Genomic DNA, 22,039 nt, shown 5'->3' with positions numbered 1-22,039 from the left:
CGCCATACAAGCAGATCGCGGGCGCGGTCAGCGCCGGTGGCCACCGCCGTACCCGCCGCCGTAGCCGCCCCCATGGCCGCCGCCATAGCCGTTTCCGCCGCCATAGCCGCCGCCGTACCCGCCCCCGTAGCCGTTCTCGTAACCGCCGCCGCCCTGCCCCTGGCCCGGCGTGTACGGCCCGGAGCCGCCGTTCCCGTCGCGCTGCCGCTCCTGCTGCCGCTCGGCCCAGCGGTCGAACGCCTCCACCGCGTCCTGCCAGTCGTCGTACTCTCCCGGCCCCCGGTCCGACCAGCCCGGCCAGGACGGCGTGGAGCGGTCCTTGCCGGACGACGGGGTCCGGGGCTTGTCCGGTATGGAGTCGGCCGCCGGGGCCTGGGCCACGGGCTGGGCGGCCGGCGGCTGCGGCTTGGGCTTCTCGGCGCGCGCACCGCGCAGCGGGGTGTCGCCCACCGCCGCCTCGGCGTACGGGACGGTGTGGCTCTCCGGCTCGTCCGGAACGGCCGTCGAGGTGTCGTGTCCGGGGGCGGCCGTCGCCTCACGGGAGTCCTTGCCCATGAGCATGAAGAGGGCGGTGGCGGCGCCGGTGGCCGACAGCAGAATCGCCCCGGCGGCGGCCTTACGGCGGTTGTCCACGGGGCGGCGGCGGGCGTGCCGGGCCCCGATCACCTCGCCGCGGAGCACCTGTGCCTCGTCCGCGGGTGGTCCGGATTGGAGGGGCTGCGGGCCGGGGGTGACGAGCGTCGGGTTCACCACGCGACGTTCCACCTCGGGCGTCGGCCCTGAATGCTCAACGGAGCGGTCAGCCATGGTCGATGATGATGCACGGTTGGCCTAACCGTGTCCAATCTCGGTGAACGATTGTGACCTTTTGTTCTACGTCCAGGTTTCGCGGGGGGAGTTGGCGGTCGGGAAGCGGCCGGAAACCGCTCCCACACCCCGGGTTGACGGCGTACTGGGCGGTAGGCAGGATCGCGGTCATGACGCCGTCGGCGGGCGTCGGCGGGCTCACGAGAACGGACACCACACCATGGCGTACGACGCGGACGTGATCGTGGTCGGCGCGGGGCTCGCGGGCCTCGCCGCCACCGCCGAACTGGCCGACGCCGGCCGTAAGGTGATCCTGCTCGACCAGGAGCCCGAGCAGTCGCTCGGCGGCCAGGCCCACTGGTCCTTCGGCGGTCTCTTCCTCGTCGACTCGCCCGAGCAGCGCCGCCTGCGCATCCGCGACAGCCATGAACTCGCCTGGCAGGACTGGCTGGGCACGGCCGGGTTCGACCGCGAGGAGGACCACTGGCCGCGCCGCTGGGCCGAGGCGTACGTGGACTTCGCGGCGGGCGAGAAGCGGTCCTGGCTGCACGCCCAGGGGCTGCGGCTGTTCCCGCTCGTCGGCTGGGCCGAGCGCGGCGGCTACGACGCCACCGGGCACGGCAACTCCGTGCCCCGCTTCCACATCACCTGGGGCACCGGCCCCGGCATCGTCGCCCCCTTCGAGCGGCGGGTGCGGGCGGCGGCCGCCCGCGGCCTGGTCGAGCTGCGCTTCCGGCACCGGGTGACGGGGCTGTCCCGCAGCACGGGCACGGTCGACACCGTCACCGGCGACATCCTGGAGCCCAGCGACGCCGAGCGCGGCGCTCCCAGCGGCCGCGAGGTCGCCGGGGCCTTCGAACTGCGCGCCCAAGCCGTGATCATCACCTCCGGCGGGATCGGCGGCAACCACGAGCTGGTGCGCGCCAACTGGCCCGAGCGGCTGGGCTCCCCGCCCGAGCGGATGATCTCCGGGGTCCCGGCCCATGTGGACGGCCAGATGCTCGGCATCGCCGAGGCGACCGGCGGCCGCATCATCAACCGCGACCGGATGTGGCACTACACCGAGGGCATCGAGAACTGGAACCCGATCTGGCCCCGGCACGGCATCCGCATCCTGCCCGGCCCGTCCTCCCTGTGGTTCGACGCGCGCGGCAAGCGGTTGCCGGTGCCGCTGTTCCCCGGCTTCGACACCCTCGGCACGCTCGAGCACATCATGCGGACCGGCTACGACTACACCTGGTTCGTGCTCACCCGGAAGATCATCGAGAAGGAGTTCGCGCTCTCCGGCTCCGAGCAGAACCCGGACCTCACCGGCAAGAGCGTCCGCGGTGTGATCGGCCGCGGCCGGGCCGGCGCCCCGGGCCCGGTCCAGGCGTTCATGGACCACGGCGCGGACTTCATCGTGGAGCGGTCGCTGACGGCGCTGGTCCGGCGGATGAACGAGCTCACCAAGGAGCCGCTCATCGACGAGGAGGAGCTGCGGCGGGAGATCGTCGCCCGCGACCGCGAGATCGCCAACCCCTACACCAAGGACCTCCAGGTCACCGCCCTGCGCGGCACCCGCAAGTATGTGGCCGACCGGCTGATCCGCACCGCCGCCCCGCACCGCATCCTCGACCCCAAGGCGGGTCCGCTGATCGCCGTGCGCCTGAACATCCTGACCCGTAAGACGCTCGGCGGCCTGGAGACGGACCTCTCCTCCCGCGTCCTGACCGAGGGCGGCGAACCGCTGCCCGGCGTCTACGCGGCCGGGGAGGCGGCGGGCTTCGGCGGCGGGGGAGTGCACGGCTACCGCTCCCTGGAGGGCACCTTCCTGGGCGGCTGCCTCTTCTCGGGCCGTACGGCGGGGCGGGCGGCGGCCAAGGCGGTGGGGTAGCCCCGGGGCGCGGCTGACGGGCTCGGCTCCCGGAGTCTTACCGAAGTCTGACGAATCCCGGGCGGATCTGGCGCACCACCCCCGCCCGGTGCTCTTATCGACCCATGGACCCCAACACCGGTGCCGGATCGGACGGCCACGGCGCCCCCGTCGGCCGGCGCCTCGTCCTCGGCATGCTCGGCCTCGGCGCGGGCGCGATGGCCGCGGCCCCCTGGCTCCAGGGCCGCCTGGAGGCCGCCCTGGGCGCGGTGGCCGACAAGGACCCGACGGGGTTCACCGGACTCCTCCCCAACGGCGGGGGATTCCGCTACTACTCCGTCACCTCCTCCGTGCCCCACAAGGACGCGGGCAACTACCGCCTCACGGTCGACGGGCTCGTCGACAAGCCCGCCGAGTACCGCCTCGCCGATCTGCGCGCCCTCCCGCAGACCCGCCTCGTCCGCGATGTCCAGTGCGTCACCGGCTGGCGGGTGCCCGAGACCCCGTTCGAGGGGGTGCGGCTGTCGACGCTGCTCGACGCCGCCGGGGTGGGGCCGCGGGCCAAGGCCGTCCGCTTCACCTGCTTCGACGGCGCGTACAGCGAGAGCCTGACCCTCGATCAGGCGCGGCGCGCGGACGTCCTGGTGGCGCTGAAGCTGCGGGACAAGCCGCTGGGACACTCCCACGGCGGGCCGGTGCGGCTGTATGTGGCGCCCATGTACTTCTACAAGTCGGCGAAATGGCTCTCCGGTATCACCGTCACCGATGAGGTGCGGCCCGGCTATTGGGAGGACCGGGGCTATGACGTCGACGCCTGGGTCGGCAGATCGAACGGACGCGACGATGACCCCACCGCCTGAGCCGACTCCGCCCGCCGAGCGGACGATGACCGCGTCTTCGCGAGCCGGGAACCGGGACCGGGACGGGGGCGGGTCGCGGGTGCGCCGGTTCAGCCTCGCCGAGCGCTGGATCCACCGCACCACCGCCCTCCTGCTGGGCGTGTGCGTGGTCAGCGCGGGCTGTCTCTATCTGCCCGAGCTGGCCGAACTCGTCGGCCGCCGCGCCCTCGTCGTCACCGTCCATGAGTGGAGCGGCATCCTGACACCGGTCCCGGCCCTGCTCGGGCTCGCCTCCCGGGCCTTCCGCGCCGATCTCACCCGGCTCAACCGCTTCGGCCCGCACGACCGCCGCTGGCTGCGCGCGGCGCTGCGCCGCGACCACCGGCGACAGGAGCGCCCGGCGGGGAAGTTCAACGCCGGGCAGAAGCTGTACGCGGGGTATATCGCGGGCGCGGTGCTGGTGATGGCGGGCACCGGGCTGCTGATGTGGTTCACCGGTCTGGCCCCGCTGGTGTGGCGCACCAGCGCCACCTTCGTCCACGACTGGCTGGCGCTGGCCATCGGCATCGTCCTGATCGGCCATATCGGCAAGGCGTTCGCCGATCCGGAGGCCCGGCGCGGGATGCGCACGGGCCGGGTCGAGCGGGCGTGGGCGGCCCGTGAGCATCCGCTGTGGCGTACGGACGAGGACGCGGGGCACGACATCGGGGAGCACGAGCGCCAGGTACCGCTGGACCAATAGCCACACGTCGCATCCGCTGAACCAGTGGCCACGAGCGCCACGTCCGCTGAACCCATGACACCCGGTGCCATGATGCGTCGCATGCGCGAGAAAGGTGCAACAAAGACCGTTATGCGGCTTGCGGTGCATGCCGCCCTGTGCGCCGTGGCGATGCTTCCGCTGAGCGGCTGCCGCATGTTCGACGCCCCGCTGCGGCGGGGCGGGCTCTGGGTGAACCCGGACAGCCCGGCCGCCCGGCAGGTCCGGGAGCGGCAGGACGAGGGGAAGAACCGCGACGCCGCGCTCATCCGGCAGATCGCTCAGCAGCCGGTCGCGGAGTGGCTCGGCCCCGCGCCGCCCCGTGAACGGGTCCGCTTCATCACCGAATCCGCGGCGCGGACCGGGTCCACCCCGGTCCTGGTCGCCTATCACATCCCGTACCGCGACTGCGGACGGTACTCGGCGGGCGGAGCGCGGAGCGCCCATGCGTACCGGCGCTGGATCGAGCAGATCACCGTGGGCATCGGCGACCGCAAGGCGATCGTCGTGCTGGAACCCGACGCGGTGGCCCAGCTCGTCGACGGCTGCGTACCGGCCAGGCTGCGCACCGCCCGGCTGGCGATGCTCCGCGACGCGGTCGCCATGTTCGCCGCGCTGCCCCATGTGCGGGTGTACGTGGACGCGGGGAACCCGGGCTGGATCAAGAACCCCCACCGGCTGGTGCGGTCACTGCGCGAGGGCGGTATCGAGCAGGCGGACGGCTTCGCGCTGAACGTCTCCAACTTCCAGCCGACCCGGCGCGCCAAGGCGTACGGCCACCGGCTCTCCGCCGCCCTGGACGGCACCCACTTCGTCATCGACACCAGCCGCAACGGCAAGGGCCCGCTGCGGCAGCGCGGCGCGGCCCGGCACGGTATCCGGGCCCGGGACTCCTGGTGCAACCCGCCGGGGCGGGCGCTGGGCGAGCGGCCCAGCACCACCACCGGAGACCGCCTCGTGGACGCCTATCTGTGGATCAAACGGCCCGGAGAGTCGGACGGAACCTGCAACGGCGGGCCTCCGGCGGGCCACTGGTGGACCAAGTACGCGCTCGACCTCGCCCGCAACGCCCCCCGCCGCCACTGAGCGCTCCGCTGGAGCTGCCCCGACCTGCCGCCGTCAATCGACTGCGGCGCCGTTGTGGCCGGTCGCGCCCACGCGGCGGAGTCGCATATCGACACAGCCCCGTGCCCCTTCGGGGCGCTTGTCCTTCGGGACCGCACAGGGGCTGGCCGCGTCGCGCGCCGTCGGCACCGTTCCGCGCGCCGGGCGCTTCCGGCCGCGGCGCAACAGCCCCGCCGACCAGATCGCCACCGGCGCCAGACACAGCGCGAGGGCGAGCACCGCCCAGGTCCGCATCACCGGATGGGCGTGGCCCAGGAAGAACGAGGCGACCAGAGAGGAGCCGAACACCCCGGCCCACAGCAGATGGATACGGAACGTGGAGAGCCGGTCCGGGCTGGACGAGTCGCCCTTGGGCGTGACCACGAACCGGCTGGTGCGGCGCAGCGCCGCGTCGCACAGGGACTTGGCGTAGATCGGGGCGGACAGCGCCGAGAGCAGCATCCCGGCCAGCCCGCCGGAGCCCTCCGGCTCATGCGGGGAGACGTTGTGCCGCCGGTTCCAGATGTACAGCCCGATCTGAAGCATCGCCGCGTCGCTGTAGAGCATCATCCACATCTCGGCGGGGATGTGGATCCCGGCCGCGCCCAGCACCAGGAACAGCGCACACGACAGCGCGGAGAGGATCCAGTTGAGCGCGGTCATCGGGTAGTACGCGATCATCAGCGAGTAGTTGAGCAGCTTGCCGGGCGACAGGGTGAACGGGCCCTTCCAGAACTGCTTGAGCACGGTCTCGTAGGTGCCGCGGCTCCATCGCATCTGCTGGGTGAAGAAGTCCGTCCAGGTGCTCGGCCCCTCGCCGACCGCGAGCACATCGGGGGTGTAGACCGAGCGCCACTTCTTGCGCGTGGCCGGGTTGCGGTGGCGGTGCAGCTCGAAGCCGGTGGCCATGTCCTCGGTGATCGAGTCGTACAGCCCGCCGATCGAGCGCAGCGCGCTGATCCGCACCGCGTTGTTGGTGCCCACGAACATCGGGCCGCCATAGGCGTTTCCCGCCCGCTGGATCAGCGCATGGAAAAGGAACTGCTGGCTTTCGGCGGCCTTGGTGACCGGGGTGTCGTAATTCCCGTAGACCTGCGGGCCGACAACAAAGGCGATATCCGGATCCCGGAAGTAACCCAGCATGCGCTCCAGGAAGTTGGGCAGCGGCACATGGTCGGTATCCACACACGCCATGAATTCGTATGCGTCGCCATGCGCGTCCAGCCAGGCGTTGTAATTCCCGTGCTTGGTCCTCGCCCGGAAAGCGCCCTTCGGCTGATTCCACTTCTCGATGCCCTTACGGGAGAAGTGCCGTACGCCCAGCCGTGCGCACAGCGCCTTGACCTCCTCGTCGTCCCCCTCGTCCAGCAGCCATACGTCCAGCGGCCCGGTGTGCCGGATCCGCACCGCCCCCTCCAGCGTGGCCCGGACCATCGCGATCGGCTCCTTGCCGGGCACGAAGCTGGTCAGGAACGCCACCCGGGTCCCCGGCTGGGCCACCACCGGCACCGGATCCCGCGCCACCAGCGTCGCATGGGCGTTGGAGACGACCGTGAACAGGCGAAAGCCCTCGATCAGCGCGATCGACACCAGCATCGCGAGGTCCGCCGCCCGCTGCCACCACGGCGCATAGTCGCGCTGCACCCAGTGATCGGGATGCAGCAGCCACAGCAGCAGCAGCGCCGAGCACACCGGCGCCGCGCACAGCAGCAGCGCGGCACGGATCCGGTGCGGCTCCTGTGCCAGCAGACTCCGGCAGCGCACCCGGTAGGGGCGGTCCGTGGGGGCGTTGGTCAGCGGGCCCGCCAGCTCGCTGTACCGCTTGTACTCGTACACCGAGGCGGAACGGTGGTGCGGGACGCGGGAATCCGACGCGGTACGCGCGAGCGGCATCCCGGCGGATACGGCGTGTGCGGTGGCTTTCCGGGGGGAAAATCTGACGGGGGTCGGTGCAGACATCTGGGCACTCCCGCGGGGCTGGCTCGAACCGAATGGCGCGCCGCGATGACCCATTCGGGCCATATTCTTCAGGTCATCGCGCGAGATGAGAAGGTAACAATCCCATGAGGGCTGGCGGTGCACTTCGGATATTCGGCGCGCCCTTGTTGACGGTCCATAAGACATCCACTCCGACGGCCCAGCGGTGCGCGTCTTACGTGATTTACATCCCGCCGTCTGGCAGGGTCGGCACCGATCGAAGCCCATCGGAATACGGAGGATGGGGCGCAGTCGCCCGATGAGAGTCCTGCACATCATCTCCCGCCTCGGGGCCGGAGGAGCCGAACAGCAACTGAGGCTGCTGCTGCGCCATTTGCCGGTGCGCTGTGACGTCATCGCCCTCTCGGGTCCGGGCGCCACCGCGCACGGCATTCGCGCGGACGGCATCCCGGTCACCCATGTGCCCTTGGGCGCCGGACGCGAGCGGCAGCTCACCACCGTGCCCGGACTGGTGCGGATCATCCGGTCCGGCGGCTACGACCTGGTGCACACCCATCTGTACCGGGCGTGTGTGCTCGGCCGGATCGCCGCCCGGCTGGCCGGGGTGCGGGCGGTCATCGCCACCGAACACAGCCTGGGCGAGCGGCGGATCGACGGCCGACCGCTCACGGCCGCCCTCCGCGCCCGCTATCTCGCCGCCGAGCGGCTGGGCTCGGCCACCGTCGCCGTCTCGGCCGCCGTCGCCGACCGGCTGCGCGACTGGGGCGTGCCCAACCCCCGGATCCATCTGGTGCCGAACGGGATCGACGCCCGCCACTTCCGCTTCGAACCGGCCGCCCGGGCGGCGGCCCGCGCCCGTCTCGGCCTCCCCGACCGGGCCTTCGTGGTCGGCGGGGTCGGCCGCCTGGTGGCGGACAAGCGGTTCGACGCGGCGGTGCGGGCCGTCGCCGAGGTGCCGGACACCCGGCTGCTGCTGGTCGGCGAGGGCCCCGAGCGCCCCGCCCTGGAGGACCTGGCCGCCCGGCTCGGCGTGGCCGACCGGGTGCGGCTGCTGGGGGAGCGCGACGGCGCGGTGGCCCCGCCGGACGACCGGCCCGCCGGGCTGCCCGGGCTGCTGGCCGCCATGGACGTCCTGGTCTCGCCGTCCACCGAGGAGGCGTTCGGCCTCGCGGCGCTGGAGGGGCTGGCGGCCGGGCTGCCGGTGCTGCACACCGTCTGCCCCGCCCTCGACGAACTCCCCGCCGGGGCCGTCCCCGGCGCCCGCCGGATCGCCCCCGGCCCGGCCGCCCTCGCCGACGCCCTGCGCCGACAGGCCGCCGCGGGCCCGCTGCGCTTCCCGGTCCCGGACGCCATCGACCGCTACGACATCGCCCGCGGCGCCCGCCGCCTGATGGACCTCTACGACCGTGCCACGACCTGTGGGCCGGACGGCTGCCTGCGGGTGTCACCCATCAGCCGCCGCATGCCACGGCGTGGGGCGCCCGCGGGCTGAGGCGGCTCGCGCGCCATCAATCGCGTCCCGCCGCCTCGCCGGGGATGCGACAGCCGCGACAGATCCGCGGGCTGCCCGGCCGCACGGCCCAGCGCCTCGGCCCGATCGCCGCGCCCGTTGGTTGCATGCCGAGCCACGCTGCGGTCGGCGTTCCGGAGACGGTGAGGCGGGCGGCGAGCCGCTGCGCTTGGGGGCCCTGGGCCGCGCCTACGGCGACGCAGATCAAGGTCTGACGATGAGGTGCAGAACCTCGTCGAGTTGTGCCCGCTGGGCATCGGTGAGATTTCGGTGCAGGGGACTCCGGTCGGCTGCTGCCTCCGCGAGCTGATCTCGCACGGCGATTCCCTCCTTCGCTCAGCCGCTCAGGTTGCTGCCTGGCGGCAGGTGACCGAGGCAGTCCACGCGGAAGGCGGCAGGATCTTCGCGCAGTTGATGCATGCCGGGCGGTTGGGCGATCCGGATCTGCTTCCGGCCGGCACATGGCCGGTCGGCCCGTCGGCAGTGTCGGCGAGTGGGGAGATGTACACGGTCGCCGGTCCCAAGCCGCATGTCGTACCGCGAGAGATGAACAGGAGCGAGATCGCGGAGACGATCAGCGACTTCGCGCGGGCCGCTCGAAACGCGATGGAAGCCGGCTTCGATGGCGTCGAGGTGCACAGCGCGTTCGGATACCTCCTCGGCCAGCTCCTGTCTTCCAACGCCAACCGGCGCACCGACGAGTGGGGGAGCGGCACCGAGGGGCGGACGCGCCTCGTCGTGGACGTTGTCTCCGTGGTGGCGCGGGAGATCGACGCCGATCGGGTCGGGCTGAGGATCTCTCCCGCTACCACCTTGAACGACATCGTCGAAGACGACACGGAAGCCCTGTATGGGAACCTCGTCAACGGGATCAACGATCTGGGCTTGGCCTACCTCCATGTCGCGGAGGCTCCCGGACAGCGTGCCTTGACGAACACGCTGCGCGAACAGTGGTCCGGAGCCCTTCTTCTGAACCCGGGAACGCACCCCGAGCCGACGGGATCCGCCGCGCTTGCGCTCATCGAGGATGGCACCGCCGACATGGTCTCCTACGGTGCGCTGTTCCTTGCCAACCCGGATCTGCCCCAGCGTCTTGAGGCGGGGGCGCCGCTCAACACACCGGACCCGACCCGCTTCTACGGAGGCGACCACAGCGGCTACACCGACTACCCGCGCCTGGACGCCGTCGGCTCGAAGGGCGACTGAGTTCCACGCCGTGGGCCAACCGTCTCCTTCACTGCCCTCTGCCCGCGCATCGTCCGGCCCGAGACAGAGACCTTCGACAAGCCTCATCGTCCCAGCTCAGAAGGCACGCGCAGGTTAATGCCGTCACGGTACGCCCGCGGGCTGAGGCCGCGCTCGCGGGTGAAGGCGGTGCTGAGGGCGAACGCGCTGCCGTAGCCGACCCGCCGGGCCACCGCCGCCAGAGTGCTCTCCGGGTCCCGGAGCAGATCCGCCGCGAGGGCAAGACGCCAGCCGGTCAGATACGCCATGGGCGGCTCGCCCACCAGCGCGGTGAAGCGGCGGGCCAGTGCCGCCCGCGAGACCCCCGTCTCGGCGGCGAGCCCGGCCACCGTCCATGGATGGGCCGGGTTGTTCTGGAGCAGCCGCAGGGCACGGCCCACCACCGGGTCGCCCAGCGCCCGGTACCAGTCCGGCGCCCGGGCCTCCGGCCGGGCGAACCAGGCCCGCAGCACGGAGATCAGCAGCAGATCCAGCAGCCGGTCCAGGACCGCCTCCTGCCCGGCCTCGTCCCTGACGATCTCCTCGCCGAGCCAGGGCATCAGAGGGCAGTCCCACACCCCGCCGTCCAGTGCCAGCAGCGGGGGCAGTGCGTCCAGCAGCCGCCCGCTGATCTCCCCGTCCAACTGATAGGTGCCGATGAGCATCGTGGCCGAGCCGTCCGGGCTGTTGCCCCAGGTGCGCACCCCCAGCGCCATCGCCTGGGCCAGATCCACGCCGTCCGCCGTGCGGCACACCTCACCGGGGAGGATCCACGCCTGCGGTTCGGTGGCGGGGTCGTCGGCGACCGTGTACGGGGCGGGGCCGCGCGCGATGGCCACGTCCCCCGGGCGCAGCCGCACCGCCTCGCCCTCGTCCGGCACCACCCATGCCTCGCCGCGCGCCATGGTCATCACGCACAGCGGGGCCCGGTCCTCGATCCGCACCGCCCAGGGCGGCTCCATCACGACCCGCAGCAGAAAGGCCCCCCGGGCTCGCGGGCCGTCCAGCAGACTCGCCAGTGCGTCCATGGCGCACAGCGTAGACGCTCGCTTATGCGGCCGAGCCTCTCGGCCATGGCCCGTCTCACCGCCCGCGAGTTGACTGGCCGTATGACGACACAGCACACGGAAACACCGCACATGCGGGTACAGGCCACCGACTCCACGACCGTCCTGGTGCTCGGCGGTACCGGCAAGACCGGCCGCCGGGTCGCGGACCGGCTGATCCGGGCCGGACACCCGGTGCGGATCGGCTCCCGGTCCGGTGAGACGCCGTTCGACTGGGAGGATCCGCGCACCTGGGAGCCCGCGCTGGACGGCGCCGCCGCGGCGTACCTCGCCTACTACCCCGACGTCTGCGACCCGGGCGCCGCCGCCACCCTCCGCGCCTTCGCCGAACGAGCCGCCGGGAGCGGCACCCGGCGGCTGGTGCTGCTCTCCGCCCGGGGCGCGGAGGCCGCGCTGCCCGCCGAGGAGGCGGTGCGGGTGCCGGGGGTGGAGTGGACCGTGCTGCGGGCGAGTTGGTTCTGCCAGAACTTCGACGAGGGCATTCTGCGCAGCGGGGTGCTCGACGGCGAGATCGTCTTCCCGGCCGGAGACGTCAAGGAGCCCTTCGTGGACGCCGACGACATCGCCGAGGTCGCCCTCGCGGCGCTGACCGGGGACGGACACGCGGGCCGGAGCTACGAGATCACCGGGCCGAGGCTGCTGACCTTCGCCGAGGCGGCCGCGGAGATCGCCCGGGCGACGGGCCGCGCGGTGCGCTATACCCCGGTCTCCGCCGAGGAGTACGGGGCCGCGCTGGTGCGCGACCAGGGGCTGCCGGAGGAGCTGGGGGCGTTTCTGACCGATCTGTTCGCCACCTTGCTGGACGGGCGCAACGCGCGGCTGGGGGACGGCGTCCACCGCGTTCTGGGCCGGGCGCCCCGGGACTTCGCCGACTACGTCCGCGAGACCGCCGGGAGCGGCGCCTGGGCCGACTGAGGGGCGACGGGCGTTCGCTGCCTTCCGCCGGAGGTCAGGGGAGTGTCTGTGCGGTCCAGATGCACTTGCCGGTGGAGGTGTAGCGGGTGCCCCAGCGCTGGGAGAGGGCCGAGACCAGTTGCAGCCCGCGACCGCCCTCGTCGGTCTCCGAGGCATGGCGGATCCGGGGTGTGGTCAACGAGCCGTCGGTCACCTCGCAGATCAGCTCCTCGCTGCGCAGCAGCCGCAGTCCGATCGGGCCCCTGCCGTGCCGGATCGCGTTCGCGACCAGCTCGCTGACCAGCAGCTCCGCGATGGGGGTGAGCGCGGCCAGTTGCCACCGGGTGAGCTGGTCCCGGACGTGGTCGCGGGCCTCGCCCGCGGCGATCGGCCCTTCGGACAGCGGCCATGCGGCGATGTGGTCGGAGGCCAGCGCATGGGTGCGGGCGATCAGCAGCGCCGCGTCATCGGCGGTGAGCTGCTTCTCCGGCAGCAACTCGGCCAGCACCTCGTCGCACAGCCGCTCCAGCGACGCGTGCTCGCCGCGGTCCCCGTCGCACGGGTCTCCGTCGCGCCAGGCGTCCCCCGGGCCGGGTGCGCGGGCCGCGGTGGACAGCGCGCTCGCCAGGTGGCGCATTCCGCGGTCGATGTCCCGGGCGGCGGATTCCACCAGACCGTCGGTGTACAGCACCAGCAGACTGCCCTCCTCCAGGGTCATCTCGGTGGTCTCGAACGGCGGCCGGGCCGCGCCCAGCGGGGGATCCGGGGCGCCGCCGGCGAAGTGCACCGGATGGCCGGGGCGTACGACGGCCGGTGGGGGATGTCCGGCGCTGGCGAAGACGCAGGTGGCGTTGGCCGGGTCGTACACGGCGTACAGACAGGTGGCGTAGAGGTTGTCCCCCAGGTCGCTCACCAGGTCGTTGAGGCGGGTGAGCAGTTCGGCGGGCGGGAACTCCAGCTCGGCCAGGGTGTTCACGGCGGTGCGCAGCCGGCCCATGGTGGCCGCCTCGGACAGCCCGTGGCCCATCACATCGCCGATGACCAGGGCCACCCGGGCGCCGGACAGCGGAATGACGTCGTACCAGTCACCGCCCACGTCGATGCCCTCGCTGGCGGGCAGATAGCGGGCGGCGGTGGTGACCGAGGGCAGCGACGGCAGCGCGCGGGGCAGCAGCCCGCGCTGGAGCTCCTTGGCCCGGGTGTGCTCCACGTCGTACAGCCGGGCGCGCTCGATGGCCTGCCCCATCAGTCCGCTGAGCGCGGTGAGCAGGGCCCGCTCCTCCGCGTCGAGCCGGCGCGGCTCGGCGAAGGCGACCACGGTGCAACCGATGTTCCGGCCGGAGACGATCAGTGGCAGAAAGGCCCATGCCTGCTTCTGCGCCGCGGCGGGCCGCCCGCCCATGCCGGGATAGCGCGCGGCGTATGCCTCGACCGACTCGACGAAGGCCGGCGCCCCGGTCCGGTACACCTCCGAGACCGGCGACACATCATGGATCGAGGCCCCGTCGATCGACTCCAGGAAGGGCTGCGGATAGCCGACGGCCCCGGCGATCCGGATCACGCTGCCCTCGATGAGCTGCACCACCATCCCCGAGGCGCCGAACGGCGGCAGCACCCGGTCGGCGATGGCGTTCACCACATCGCGCATCGTCAGGGCCTGCGCGAGGGCGTCGGTCAGCTCGCCGATCCGCGCGTTGCGCTCGGCCGCCGCGCGCTCGGCCGCGGCCCGCTCCGCCTCCCGCGCCCGGCGGGCGGTGATGTCGGCGGCGTAGACCGTGAGCCCGTTCGGCATCGGGACCAGCCGCATGTAGTACCAGCGCTGATTGGTGGGCCAGCGCACATCGAACCCGACCGGGGTGCCGCTCTCGGCGGCCCGCCGGTAGCGGCTCCGCAGGTCCGGCTCGGCGTCGTCGACGCTCAGCCGCGCGAAGGCGTCCCACAGTGTCCGGCCGAGCGTCGTCCGAGCGGCGCCGAGCAGCCGCTCCGCCTCGCCGTTGACGAAGGTGATGCGCCAGTCGCCGTCGACCGCGAAGAACGCGTCGCTCATATGCCGGAGCGCCTGGCTCACCTGGTCGTCCGCCAGCGATGTGCCGATGCCGCCCCGGTCCTGGCCTCCGTCCCGGTCCTGGTCCTGGCCTCCGTCCCGGTCCTGGTCCTGGCCTCCGTCCCGGTCCTGGTCCTGGCCTCCGTCCTGGTCCCGGCCGGGAGGGTTCTCCCGCAGCCGTGGGGCGGCCCACGCGGCCAGCGCCTCGACGGCCGCTTGCCGCTGCGGTGCGGGCCGCTCGGCCGGGGCCATCAGCACCGTCAGTACGCCGGTGACCTGCTCCGGAGTGATCAGCGGAACCGACAGCAGCCCGCTTCCGGTGGGCAGCGCCGGGCCCGTGCCGCCTCCGGCGCCGGGGGCCGGCACCCACACCGGCGCGCCCTGGGCCACCGCGCGGGCCGGGGCGCCGTCGCCGGCCGTCTCGACCTCCGCCCAGTCCCGGGCGACCGTACGGATCAGTCCGTGCACCGCCGCGAGCCGCAACGACCGGGTGCCGGGGCCGCGCAGATGCACCATGCCGCCGAGACCGCCGGTCTCCGTCACGGCGTGGTCGAGCACGAATCCGAGCAGCTCGGGGCCGCTCAGCCGGTCACCCGCCTCGGTGATCATGCGAATCCGTGCGGCGATGGCCTCGTCCATGCCCATGCAGAAAATTTACTACCTCAAGGGGACATTCAAGGCAATGTGCTAACCCGTCGGGTGCCGGTCGACCGAGGTCAGTGGGGGCCAGACGGGCAGGGTGGTGCGGCGCGGGCCCGACCAGGGGGCCGGGACCGCGTCGATGTCCTGGGCCAGGTGGTAGGCGAGCGTCTCGTAGTTCACCCGCCGGCCGCGGAAGTGCGGCCATGCCTCCTCGGCGGTGCGCTCCATCGGATGGCCGTAGGCCCGCATCCGATCCACCCCGCGCAGAAAGTCCTGGTAGCCGAGCCGGACCGGATCCTCCGGGCGCGGGTCGGCGTCGTACGGGATGCCGCGGATATCGGCGATGTCGCGCAGGCAGACGAAGCCAGTTGCGGTCGGCCTCGCGAATCCGTTCCGCCCACGTCATTTCGTGAACAGCTCGGGGTGCTCGTGGACGAAGTCCCGCACCCCGGTCGCGGGCCTCCCGGTGATCGTCTCGATGTCGTCGGTCCGGCGGTCGTAGCGGTTCTCCGCGTGCAGCCGGGCCATCGTGGCGAGGTGGTCGAAGAGGTGGCCGGGCAGGCCCAGCGCCTTCAGGTCGTGCTCGACCCAGGCTTCGTAGGAGACGTCCACATAGCTGACCGGCCGGCCGAGCGCGTCGGCGAACTCCTGGGCCATGGTGGTCATGTCGACGGAGGCCGGGCCGGTCAGATGGTAGGTCCTGCCGATGTGCGAAGTGGGGTCCACCAGGATCTCCGTCACGACGGCGGCGACGTCCCGCGCCGCGACCGGGGAGGTGCGCCCGGTGCCGAACGGCAGCCGGATCGTGCCCTCCTCCGCGATGGAGCGGTAGGCGAAGGTCGTGAAGAGCGGATTCTCCATGAAGATGGTGGGCCGGAGATGGGTGACGGGCAGCCCGGACCAGTCGAGTGCCTGCTCGGCCAGCCAGTGCTCCCGCTGCTGCGTCGACTCCGAGGTGCTGGTGAGATCCATCTGGGAGACCGTCATCTGCGACATGTTGACCAGCGCGTCCAGCCTCGCGTAGTCGCGGGCGACCGCCGCCGTGGTCATCGTGGCCTCCAGGTACTTCGGCGAGACGCTCATGCCGAAGTACATCCGCCCGCAGCCGTCCAGCACGCGGGCCACGTCCGGGGCCCGGGTCAGATCGCCCGCCACCACCTCCGCGCCCGTCGCGCGCAGCGCCTCGGCCCGCTCGTCCTCCCGGTGGACCATGGCCCGCACCGGCAGATCGCGCCGGCGCAGCTCCTCCACCACGGTGCGGCCGATGCCTCCGACGCTCCCCGCCGCGCCGGTCACCAGGATCGGTGCCGCGGCCATGGCTAGGACACCAGCTTGTCGAGAGTGATGGGCAGTTCGCGGACCCGGACCCCGGTGGCGTGGTGCACGGCGTTGCCGATGGCCGCGGCGGTGCCCACGATGCCCACCTCGCCGAGGCCCTTGGCCCCCATCGGGTTGGTGTGCGGATCGGGCTCGTCCAGCCAGTGGGCCTCGATCGCGTGGACATCGGCGTGGGAGGCGATGTGGTACTGGGCGAAGTCGTGGTTGACCACATGGCCGAACCGCGGGTCGAGCACACTGTGTTCGTACAGCGCCATCGACATCCCCTGGGTCATCCCGCCGATGAGCTGGGAGCGGGCCGTCTTGGGGTTGATCACCCGGCCCACGTCGAACATCCCCAGCAGCCGGGTCACCCGCAGCTCACCGGTGTCCTCGTCGACCCGCACCTCGGCGAACTGGGCGCCGAAGCTGTGCATCGCATAGCGCTCGGCCTCCGGGTTGCCGCCGGCCAGCTCCGCGCTGACCTCCAGCCCCTCCGGCGGCGCGATACCGCCGTGTTCGGCCCGCAGCCGGGCCCGCAGCCGGTCCGCCGCCTCCCAGATCGCGGTGCCCCAACTGTTGATGCCGGCCGAGAACCCGGCGACCGACGCGGCCGGCAGCGCCGTGTCCCCGATCCGCATCTCCACCTGCCCGACCGGGACACTCAGCGCGTCCGCGGCGATCTGGGTGAGCGCCGTCCAGGTGCCGGTGCCCAGGTCGGCGGCGGCGATCCGCACCGTGTAGCGGCCGTCCGCGCCGACCCGGATGGTGGCCGTGTTGCCGGCGAAGCGGGGGGAGGGATACGTCGAGACGGCCATGCCGGTGCCCACCAGCCAGCGCCCCTCGCGGTGCGCCCGGGGGGCCGGGTCACGGTGCTCCCATCCGGCCCGGCGGGCGCCCTCGCGCAGACAGTCGGTCAGCTGGCGGCTGGAGAACGGCAGCCCGGACTCCGGATGCACCTCCGGCTCATTGCGGAGCCGGAACTCCACCGGGTCGAGACCGCAGGCGATCGCCATCTCGTCCATGGCCGACTCCAGCGCGTACATCCCCTGCGCCTCGCCCGGCGCCCGCATGATCGTCGGCACCGGGATGTCCAGCGGGGCCAGCCGGTGGGTGGTGCGCCGGTGCGGTGCCGCGTACATCATCCGGGAGCAGACGGCCACCTGCTCCGCGTACCCCTTGGCCTTGGCGGTCTGCTCGATCACATCGTGGGCCAGCGCGGTGAGCCTGCCGTCCCGGCCGGCGCCCAGCCGGATCCGCTGGATCGACGCCGGACGGTAGCCGACCAGGGCGAACATCTGCTGCCGGGTGAGGGTGAACTTGACCGGCCGCCGCACGATCCGGGCGGCCATCGCGGCGAGGACGGCATACGCGTGGGGGTAGACCTTCGAGCCGAACGCGCCCCCGACATGTGGGGAGACCACCCGCACCCGCCCCGGCTCCAGCCCCAGCACCCCGGAGATCAGGGCCTGGCTCATGGAGACGCCCTGGGTGGAACAGCGCACCAGCAGCTCGCCGTTGAGCCAGGTGACCACGGCGGTGTGCGGCTCCATCGGGTTGTTGTGGTACATCGGCGTGGAGTACGTGGTGTCCACCATGGTCGGCGACGCCGCCAGCGCCGTATCGGCGTCCCCCAGCAGACTGTCGGCGGGCGAGCCGTCCTGGAGCTCTCCACCGCCCGTGCCGAAGGCGGCGGCGTGCACCGGGGAGCGGAGGTCGTCGCGGTCGGCGCGCAGCACCACATCGGGGGGCCGGCTCTCGTAGTCGACGCGGACCAGCCCGGCCGCGCGGCGCGCGGTCTCCAACGACTCGGCGACCACCGCCCCGATGAACTGGCCGCGCCAGGCGACCTCGTCGGACTGGAGGACCGCGAGCTCCGGATCGTCGGGCCGGGTCAGCGTGGGGGCGTTGAGGTGGCTGAGCACGGCCAGCACCCCCGGCTCCGCCTCCGCGAGCGCGCTGTCCACCCCGGTGACCCGCCCGGAGGCGATCGTGGACTGGAGCGGATACAGATAGACGGGCTGGTCGAGGGGCCATTCATAGGCGTAGGTGGCGGTGCCGGTGACCTTCTGCGCGCCGTCGACGCGGTCCATCGGGAGGCCGATGGCGTGGGGGCGGGCTGTGACGTGGCTCATCGCGCCTCCTCCAGCAGCTCCAGCAGGGTGGCGACCATCGTGTTGCGGGCGAGCGGGACCTTGAAGGCATTGCCCGGCAGCGGCCGCGCCGCGGCCAGCTCGGCCGCCGCCGCGTCCACGAAGCTCTCCCGGGTCGCGGGCGCGCCGCGCAGTATCGCCTCGGCCGTGGTGGCCCGCCAGGGCTTGTGCGCCACCCCGCCCAGCGCGATGCGCGCGTCCCGTACCGCCCCGTCGGTGACCTCCAGCGCGGCGGCGACCGAGACCAGCGCGAAGGCGTACGAGGCGCGGTCGCGCACCTTGCGGTAGCGCGAGCGGAGCGCGGAGTGCGGGGGCGGCAGCTCCACCCCGGTGATCAGCTCACCGCGCGCCAGGACGGTGTCGCGCTCGGGGTCGGCCTCCGGCAGCCGGTGCAGCTCGGTCAGCCGGATCCGCCGCTCGGATGCCGGACCGGCCACCGTCACCACCGCGTCCAGCGCGGCCAGCGCGACGGCCATGTCGGAGGGGTGGGTGGCCACACAGGTGGGGGAGGCGCCCAGGACCGCCATGTCCCGCTGATAGCCCTCCATGGCCGAACAGCCCGCGCCCGGTGTGCGCTTGTTGCAGGCGGTGGTGATGTCCTGGAAGTACGGGCAGCGGGTGCGCTGGAGCAGATTCCCGCCGGTGGTGGCGAGGTTGCGCAACTGGCCCGAGGCGCCCGAGAGCAGCGCCTGGGAGAGCACCGGATAGCGCCGCCGGACCCGGGGGTCGGCGGCCAGATCGCTGTTGGGCACGGCCGCGCCGATCCGCAGCCCCCCGTCGGGCAGCTCCTCGATCCGGTCGGAGGTGAGCCGCCGGACGTCGATCAGCAACTCCGGGGTGGCCACCTCCAGCCGCATCAGATCGACCAGATTGGTCCCCCCGGCCAGATAGGCCGCCTCGGGGTCCCGGACCAGGGTGGTGACGGCCGCCGACACCTCATCGGCGCGCTCGTAGCGAAAGGGCCTCATCGGTGCGCCACCTCCGCGATCGCCGGGACGATGTTCGCGTACGCGGCGCAGCGGCACAGGTTGCCGCTCATCCGCTCGGCGATCTCGTCGTCGTCGAGCACTACGTCGGTGGCGCCCAGGTCCTTGCTCGCGGCGCTGGGCCAGCCCGCCCCGGCCTCCTGGAGCATGCCCGCCGCCGAGACGATCTGACCGGGTGTGCAGTAGCCGCACTGGAAGGCGTCATGGGCGATGAACGACTGCTGGAGCGGATGCAGCTCACCGTTGGTGAGACCGGCTGCCGTGACGATGTCCGCGCCCTGGTGGGCGACGGCCAGCGCGAGGCAGCCGAGGACCCGGCGGCCGTCGAGCAGCAGGGTGCAGGCGCCGCACTGTCCGTGGTCGCAGCCCTTCTTGGGGCTGGTGTTCCCGAGCTGCTCGCGCAGGGCGTCCAGCAGCGTCGTACGGGTGTCGACGGTGAGGCGGTGCTCGGTCCCGTCCACCCGGAGCTCGATCTCCAGGTCCATGGTCCCTACCCTTGATCGTCGTCCGTCGGAACGTCACGCGGCCACCCCCATTCTCGGACATATGGGCACTGATCGCCCGTTCGGCGGTATGGCCACACCGATGGCGGGCCGCGGCTCGCGCCCGGACAGGGCCTGGGCCGCGGCCCCTGGCCAGGGTCTTCTTCAGGTGCGCTGGATCACGGCTTCCAGATGGGGCAGATAGTGGTCCATGCGATCCCGCTTGGTGAGCAGATACGGGAGGTTCTCCTTGTGCGGAGTCATCAGCAGCGGCACCTGCTCGCTGACCCTGACGCCATGCCGCAGCAGCGCGTCCCGCTTCTGGGGGTTGTTGGACAGCAGCCGCACCGAGCGCACCTCGAGGTCGTGCAGCACATCCGCCGCCACCTTGTAGTCCCGGGCGTCCGCCGGGAGGCCGAGGGCGAGATTGGCCTCGACCGTGTCCAGTCCCTCGGCCTGGAGCTTCATCGCCTGGAGCTTGGCGAGCAGCCCGATCCCGCGTCCCTCATGGCCCCTCAGATAGACGAGAATGCCCCGGCCTTCGGCCACGATCGCCTTCAGCGCCGCGGAGAGCTGGTCGCCGCACTCGCAGTGACGGGAGCCGAACGCGTCTCCGGTGAGGCACTCCGAATGCAGGCGGGTAAGTGCTTCCTCACCGGTGACGTCGCCGTATACCAGCGCCATTTGTTCATCACCGCGAACGAGGTCCCGATAGCCGATCGCGAGAAAGTCGCCATGCTTCGTGGACAGCCGGACATTCACCACTCGTTCGACACCCGAGGGGCGGGCGTCGACATCGAACACGCCATCACTTTCTGTCATGTCCCGATCTTATCTGGAAAACCACCGCCCTTGTACAGGAGAATGGCAAAGCCGCGGCAACAAGCTGTCCGGCCGATACATGAAAGGTCCACGAGATATGAGCGGTTCGGGAACGCGCCCGCAGGTCGGCATGGTCTTGCCGACACAGACGACGGAGGAAGTGCGGGCCGGTCGGGCCGATGTCGCCGTGCTTCCCGTAGGCAGCTTCGAACAACACGGCGCTTTTCTCCCGCTGGCGACCGACACGGTCATCGCCGGCACGATCGCGGGCGAGATCGCGGCCGCGTATCCGGTGCTTCACCTGCCCCCGGTGACGATCTCCTGCTCCCATGAACATGCGGCCTGGCCAGGCACGGTCTCCCTGTCCGCGGCCACCCTCTACGCCGTGGTCCGCGATATCGCGGACTCGCTGCGGCGCTCGGGTATACGCGGTCTGATTCTGGTGAACGGACACGGCGGAAATTACGTACTGCGCAACATCGTTCAGGAATCCGCCGGGGGTGACTTCGGTATGGCGCTATTCCCGGGATCGGCGGACTGGGATGCCGCCAGGGCCCGCGCCGGAGTGCACACGCCGTCGAACAGCGATATGCATGCGGGCGAACTGGAGACATCCATACTCCTGCATGCCCATCCCGAACTCGTCCGGCCCGGTCATGAAACCTCCGACTGGATATCCGACGAGCGGAAGCATCTGCTCACTCTCGGTATGTCCGCCTATACGGAGTCCGGCGTCATCGGCCGGCCGTCCAGGGCATCCGCGCATAAGGGAAAGGAACTGCTGGCCGGGCTCGTCGATTCGTTCGCCGAGTATCTTTCCCTGGTCGGTGGCGAGAAGGAGGCGTGATGACCTTTCTCGAAACGGAAGAGGCATGGGAGCGGCTGCGCTCCGTCCGGAGCGAGGCGGACACCGGGCCCGCCGGTCTGGTCCGGGGCCCGGACGGCAGGCGGCGGTGGAGTGAGCCCGCCTCGCCGGAGGCCCGGCTCCTGGTCGACCGCTATCTCCCGCTGTGCCTGGCCGGGTCGCGGCTGACGATCGCTCAGCTCGGCCAGAGCCTGGACGGATTCATCGCCACCCGCACCGGCGACGCCGACTATGTCACCGGCGAGGAGGACCGCCGCCATCTCCACCGGCTGCGCGCCCTGGCCGACGCGGTGGTCGTCGGGGCCGGTACCGCCGTCGCGGACGACCCCCAGCTCACCGTCCGCGCCTGCGCGGGCACCCACCCGGTGCGGGTCGTCCTCGATCCCCGCGGACGGGTGCCGCTCGACCGGCGCGTGTTCACCGATGGCTCAGCTCCGACCCTGTGGGTGGTGGGCGCCACCGGCGAGCGCCGGCCGGCGCCGCCGGACGGGGTGGAGCTGCTGACGCTCACGGAGCCCGACGCCTTTGCCCCCCACCAGTTGGTACGGACGCTCGCGCGGCGCGGCCTTGGCCGGGTGCTCATCGAGGGCGGCGGCGTCACCGTGTCCCGCTTTCTGCACGCGGGGGCGCTGCACCGGCTCTACGTCACCGTGGCCCCGGTCCTGCTCGGCGACGGCATCCCCGGCCTGCGCTTCGACGGGACGCCGGTCATGCGGGACGCGCTGCGCCC

General features: G+C 72.2%; 18 protein-coding genes and 1 pseudogene. 9 read left to right on the top strand and 10 right to left on the bottom strand.

The window, feature by feature from the left end; genetic code table 11:
- Nucleotides 1–27: 27 nt before the first annotated feature.
- Nucleotides 28–753, bottom strand: coding sequence for a hypothetical protein (locus ACK1X7_RS12250; protein WP_413115086.1), 726 nt, complete (start codon nt 751–753; stop codon nt 28–30).
- 274 nt (nt 754–1,027) lie between these two features.
- Here ACK1X7_RS12250 and ACK1X7_RS12245 point away from each other — a divergent pair, with 274 nt between their 5' ends.
- The 4 genes from ACK1X7_RS12245 to ACK1X7_RS12230 all read left to right on the top strand — a co-directional run bounded on the left by ACK1X7_RS12245 (nt 1,028) and on the right by ACK1X7_RS12230 (nt 5,347).
- Nucleotides 1,028–2,683, top strand: a complete 1,656-nt coding sequence (locus ACK1X7_RS12245) for an FAD-binding dehydrogenase (protein WP_385145699.1) — start codon at nt 1,028–1,030, stop codon at nt 2,681–2,683.
- 104 nt (nt 2,684–2,787) lie between these two features.
- Nucleotides 2,788–3,522, top strand: coding sequence for a molybdopterin-dependent oxidoreductase (locus tag ACK1X7_RS12240; RefSeq protein ID WP_382956821.1), 735 nt, complete (start codon nt 2,788–2,790; stop codon nt 3,520–3,522).
- The gene (locus ACK1X7_RS12235; RefSeq protein ID WP_390793869.1) at nt 3,464–4,243 is read left to right on the top strand and encodes a cytochrome b/b6 domain-containing protein; all 780 of its coding nucleotides are present in this window, start codon (nt 3,464–3,466) and stop codon (nt 4,241–4,243) included. The genes ACK1X7_RS12240 and ACK1X7_RS12235 overlap by 59 nt, the downstream gene beginning before the upstream one ends.
- An 81-nt stretch (nt 4,244–4,324) precedes the next feature.
- Nucleotides 4,325–5,347, top strand: a complete 1,023-nt coding sequence (locus ACK1X7_RS12230; protein WP_413115085.1) for a glycoside hydrolase family 6 protein — start codon at nt 4,325–4,327, stop codon at nt 5,345–5,347.
- Between the two features lie 33 nt (nt 5,348–5,380).
- On the opposite strand, the gene ACK1X7_RS12225 is transcribed toward ACK1X7_RS12230, so the two are convergent.
- On the bottom strand, nt 5,381–7,324 hold the full coding sequence (locus tag ACK1X7_RS12225; RefSeq protein WP_385145693.1) for a glycosyltransferase family 2 protein: 1,944 nt from the start codon (nt 7,322–7,324) through the stop codon (nt 5,381–5,383).
- Nucleotides 7,325–7,601: 277 nt separating this feature from the next.
- Here ACK1X7_RS12225 and ACK1X7_RS12220 point away from each other — a divergent pair, with 277 nt between their 5' ends.
- On the top strand, nt 7,602–8,795 hold the full coding sequence (locus tag ACK1X7_RS12220; protein WP_398160107.1) for a glycosyltransferase: 1,194 nt from the start codon (nt 7,602–7,604) through the stop codon (nt 8,793–8,795).
- Between the two features lie 240 nt (nt 8,796–9,035).
- Nucleotides 9,036–10,019: an alkene reductase gene (locus ACK1X7_RS12215; RefSeq protein ID WP_413115084.1), complete on the top strand. Its 984-nt coding sequence runs from the start codon at nt 9,036–9,038 to the stop codon at nt 10,017–10,019.
- Nucleotides 10,020–10,102: 83 nt separating this feature from the next.
- On the opposite strand, the gene ACK1X7_RS12210 is transcribed toward ACK1X7_RS12215, so the two are convergent.
- Nucleotides 10,103–11,065: an AraC family transcriptional regulator gene (locus ACK1X7_RS12210; RefSeq protein ID WP_385145689.1), complete on the bottom strand. Its 963-nt coding sequence runs from the start codon at nt 11,063–11,065 to the stop codon at nt 10,103–10,105.
- Between the two features lie 81 nt (nt 11,066–11,146).
- Between ACK1X7_RS12210 and ACK1X7_RS12205 the strand changes: the two genes are divergently transcribed.
- Entirely contained in the window at nt 11,147–12,019 is an 873-nt protein-coding gene (locus tag ACK1X7_RS12205) for an NmrA family transcriptional regulator (RefSeq protein WP_413115083.1), read from the top strand.
- A gap of 34 nt (nt 12,020–12,053) precedes the next feature.
- Here ACK1X7_RS12205 and ACK1X7_RS12200 read toward each other — a convergent pair whose 3' ends face one another.
- The 7 genes from ACK1X7_RS12200 to ribA all read right to left on the bottom strand — a co-directional run bounded on the left by ACK1X7_RS12200 (nt 12,054) and on the right by ribA (nt 20,444).
- Nucleotides 12,054–14,687: a SpoIIE family protein phosphatase gene (locus ACK1X7_RS12200; RefSeq protein ID WP_413115082.1), complete on the bottom strand. Its 2,634-nt coding sequence runs from the start codon at nt 14,685–14,687 to the stop codon at nt 12,054–12,056.
- Nucleotides 14,688–14,729: 42 nt separating this feature from the next.
- A complete protein-coding gene (locus ACK1X7_RS12195; protein WP_413115081.1) occupies nt 14,730–14,912 on the bottom strand; it encodes a hypothetical protein in 183 nt (60 codons plus the stop codon).
- 174 nt (nt 14,913–15,086) lie between these two features.
- On the bottom strand, nt 15,087–16,001 hold the full coding sequence (locus tag ACK1X7_RS12190; RefSeq protein ID WP_413115080.1) for an NAD(P)H-binding protein: 915 nt from the start codon (nt 15,999–16,001) through the stop codon (nt 15,087–15,089).
- Between the two features lie 2 nt (nt 16,002–16,003).
- Nucleotides 16,004–18,136: a xanthine dehydrogenase family protein molybdopterin-binding subunit gene (locus ACK1X7_RS12185; RefSeq protein ID WP_390793875.1), complete on the bottom strand. Its 2,133-nt coding sequence runs from the start codon at nt 18,134–18,136 to the stop codon at nt 16,004–16,006.
- The gene (locus ACK1X7_RS12180) at nt 18,133–19,122 is read right to left on the bottom strand and encodes an FAD binding domain-containing protein (RefSeq protein WP_413115079.1); all 990 of its coding nucleotides are present in this window, start codon (nt 19,120–19,122) and stop codon (nt 18,133–18,135) included. The genes ACK1X7_RS12185 and ACK1X7_RS12180 overlap by 4 nt, the downstream gene beginning before the upstream one ends.
- Nucleotides 19,119–19,625, bottom strand: a complete 507-nt coding sequence (locus ACK1X7_RS12175) for a (2Fe-2S)-binding protein (RefSeq protein WP_385145675.1) — start codon at nt 19,623–19,625, stop codon at nt 19,119–19,121. Before ACK1X7_RS12175 ends, ACK1X7_RS12180 begins: the two co-directional genes overlap by 4 nt.
- Before the next feature lie 162 nt (nt 19,626–19,787).
- Complete coding sequence (ribA, locus tag ACK1X7_RS12170) at nt 19,788–20,444, bottom strand: GTP cyclohydrolase II (RefSeq protein ID WP_014059570.1); 657 nt, start codon at nt 20,442–20,444, stop codon at nt 19,788–19,790.
- A gap of 97 nt (nt 20,445–20,541) precedes the next feature.
- On the opposite strand from ribA, the gene ACK1X7_RS12165 reads away from it, so the two are divergent.
- The gene (locus tag ACK1X7_RS12165) at nt 20,542–21,291 is read left to right on the top strand and encodes a creatininase family protein (protein ID WP_385145673.1); all 750 of its coding nucleotides are present in this window, start codon (nt 20,542–20,544) and stop codon (nt 21,289–21,291) included.
- A pseudogene (locus ACK1X7_RS12160) lies at nt 21,291–21,929 on the top strand (RibD family protein); the annotation flags it as partial. The gene ACK1X7_RS12165 and the pseudogene ACK1X7_RS12160, both read left to right, overlap by 1 nt.
- Between the last annotated feature and the right edge of the window lie 110 nt (nt 21,930–22,039).

This window comes from Streptomyces sp. CY-1 (genome assembly GCF_047218265.1).
Taxonomy (GTDB): domain Bacteria; phylum Actinomycetota; class Actinomycetes; order Streptomycetales; family Streptomycetaceae; genus Streptomyces; species Streptomyces niphimycinicus.
This window is presented reverse-complemented; position numbering and strand designations above follow the sequence as displayed.

Bases quoted from the DNA above. Each gene is read 5' to 3' on its own strand.
- ACK1X7_RS12195 (WP_413115081.1), bottom strand. From the start codon at position 14,912: ATGGAGCGCACCGCCGAGGAGGCATGGCCGCACTTCCGCGGCCGGCGG.
- ACK1X7_RS12245 (WP_385145699.1), top strand. From the start codon at position 1,028: ATGGCGTACGACGCGGACGTGATCGTGGTCGGCGCGGGGCTCGCGGGC.
- ACK1X7_RS12185 (WP_390793875.1), bottom strand. From the start codon at position 18,136: ATGAGCCACGTCACAGCCCGCCCCCACGCCATCGGCCTCCCGATGGAC.
- ACK1X7_RS12205 (WP_413115083.1), top strand. From the start codon at position 11,147: ATGACGACACAGCACACGGAAACACCGCACATGCGGGTACAGGCCACC.
- ribA (WP_014059570.1), bottom strand. From the start codon at position 20,444: ATGACAGAAAGTGATGGCGTGTTCGATGTCGACGCCCGCCCCTCGGGT.
- ACK1X7_RS12165 (WP_385145673.1), top strand. From the start codon at position 20,542: ATGAGCGGTTCGGGAACGCGCCCGCAGGTCGGCATGGTCTTGCCGACA.
- ACK1X7_RS12175 (WP_385145675.1), bottom strand. From the start codon at position 19,625: ATGGACCTGGAGATCGAGCTCCGGGTGGACGGGACCGAGCACCGCCTC.
- ACK1X7_RS12180 (WP_413115079.1), bottom strand. From the start codon at position 19,122: ATGAGGCCCTTTCGCTACGAGCGCGCCGATGAGGTGTCGGCGGCCGTC.
- ACK1X7_RS12225 (WP_385145693.1), bottom strand. From the start codon at position 7,324: ATGTCTGCACCGACCCCCGTCAGATTTTCCCCCCGGAAAGCCACCGCA.
- ACK1X7_RS12240 (WP_382956821.1), top strand. From the start codon at position 2,788: ATGGACCCCAACACCGGTGCCGGATCGGACGGCCACGGCGCCCCCGTC.
- ACK1X7_RS12210 (WP_385145689.1), bottom strand. From the start codon at position 11,065: ATGGACGCACTGGCGAGTCTGCTGGACGGCCCGCGAGCCCGGGGGGCC.
- ACK1X7_RS12220 (WP_398160107.1), top strand. From the start codon at position 7,602: ATGAGAGTCCTGCACATCATCTCCCGCCTCGGGGCCGGAGGAGCCGAA.
- ACK1X7_RS12230 (WP_413115085.1), top strand. From the start codon at position 4,325: ATGCGCGAGAAAGGTGCAACAAAGACCGTTATGCGGCTTGCGGTGCAT.
- ACK1X7_RS12200 (WP_413115082.1), bottom strand. From the start codon at position 14,687: ATGGGCATGGACGAGGCCATCGCCGCACGGATTCGCATGATCACCGAG.
- ACK1X7_RS12235 (WP_390793869.1), top strand. From the start codon at position 3,464: ATGACGTCGACGCCTGGGTCGGCAGATCGAACGGACGCGACGATGACC.
- ACK1X7_RS12190 (WP_413115080.1), bottom strand. From the start codon at position 16,001: ATGGCCGCGGCACCGATCCTGGTGACCGGCGCGGCGGGGAGCGTCGGA.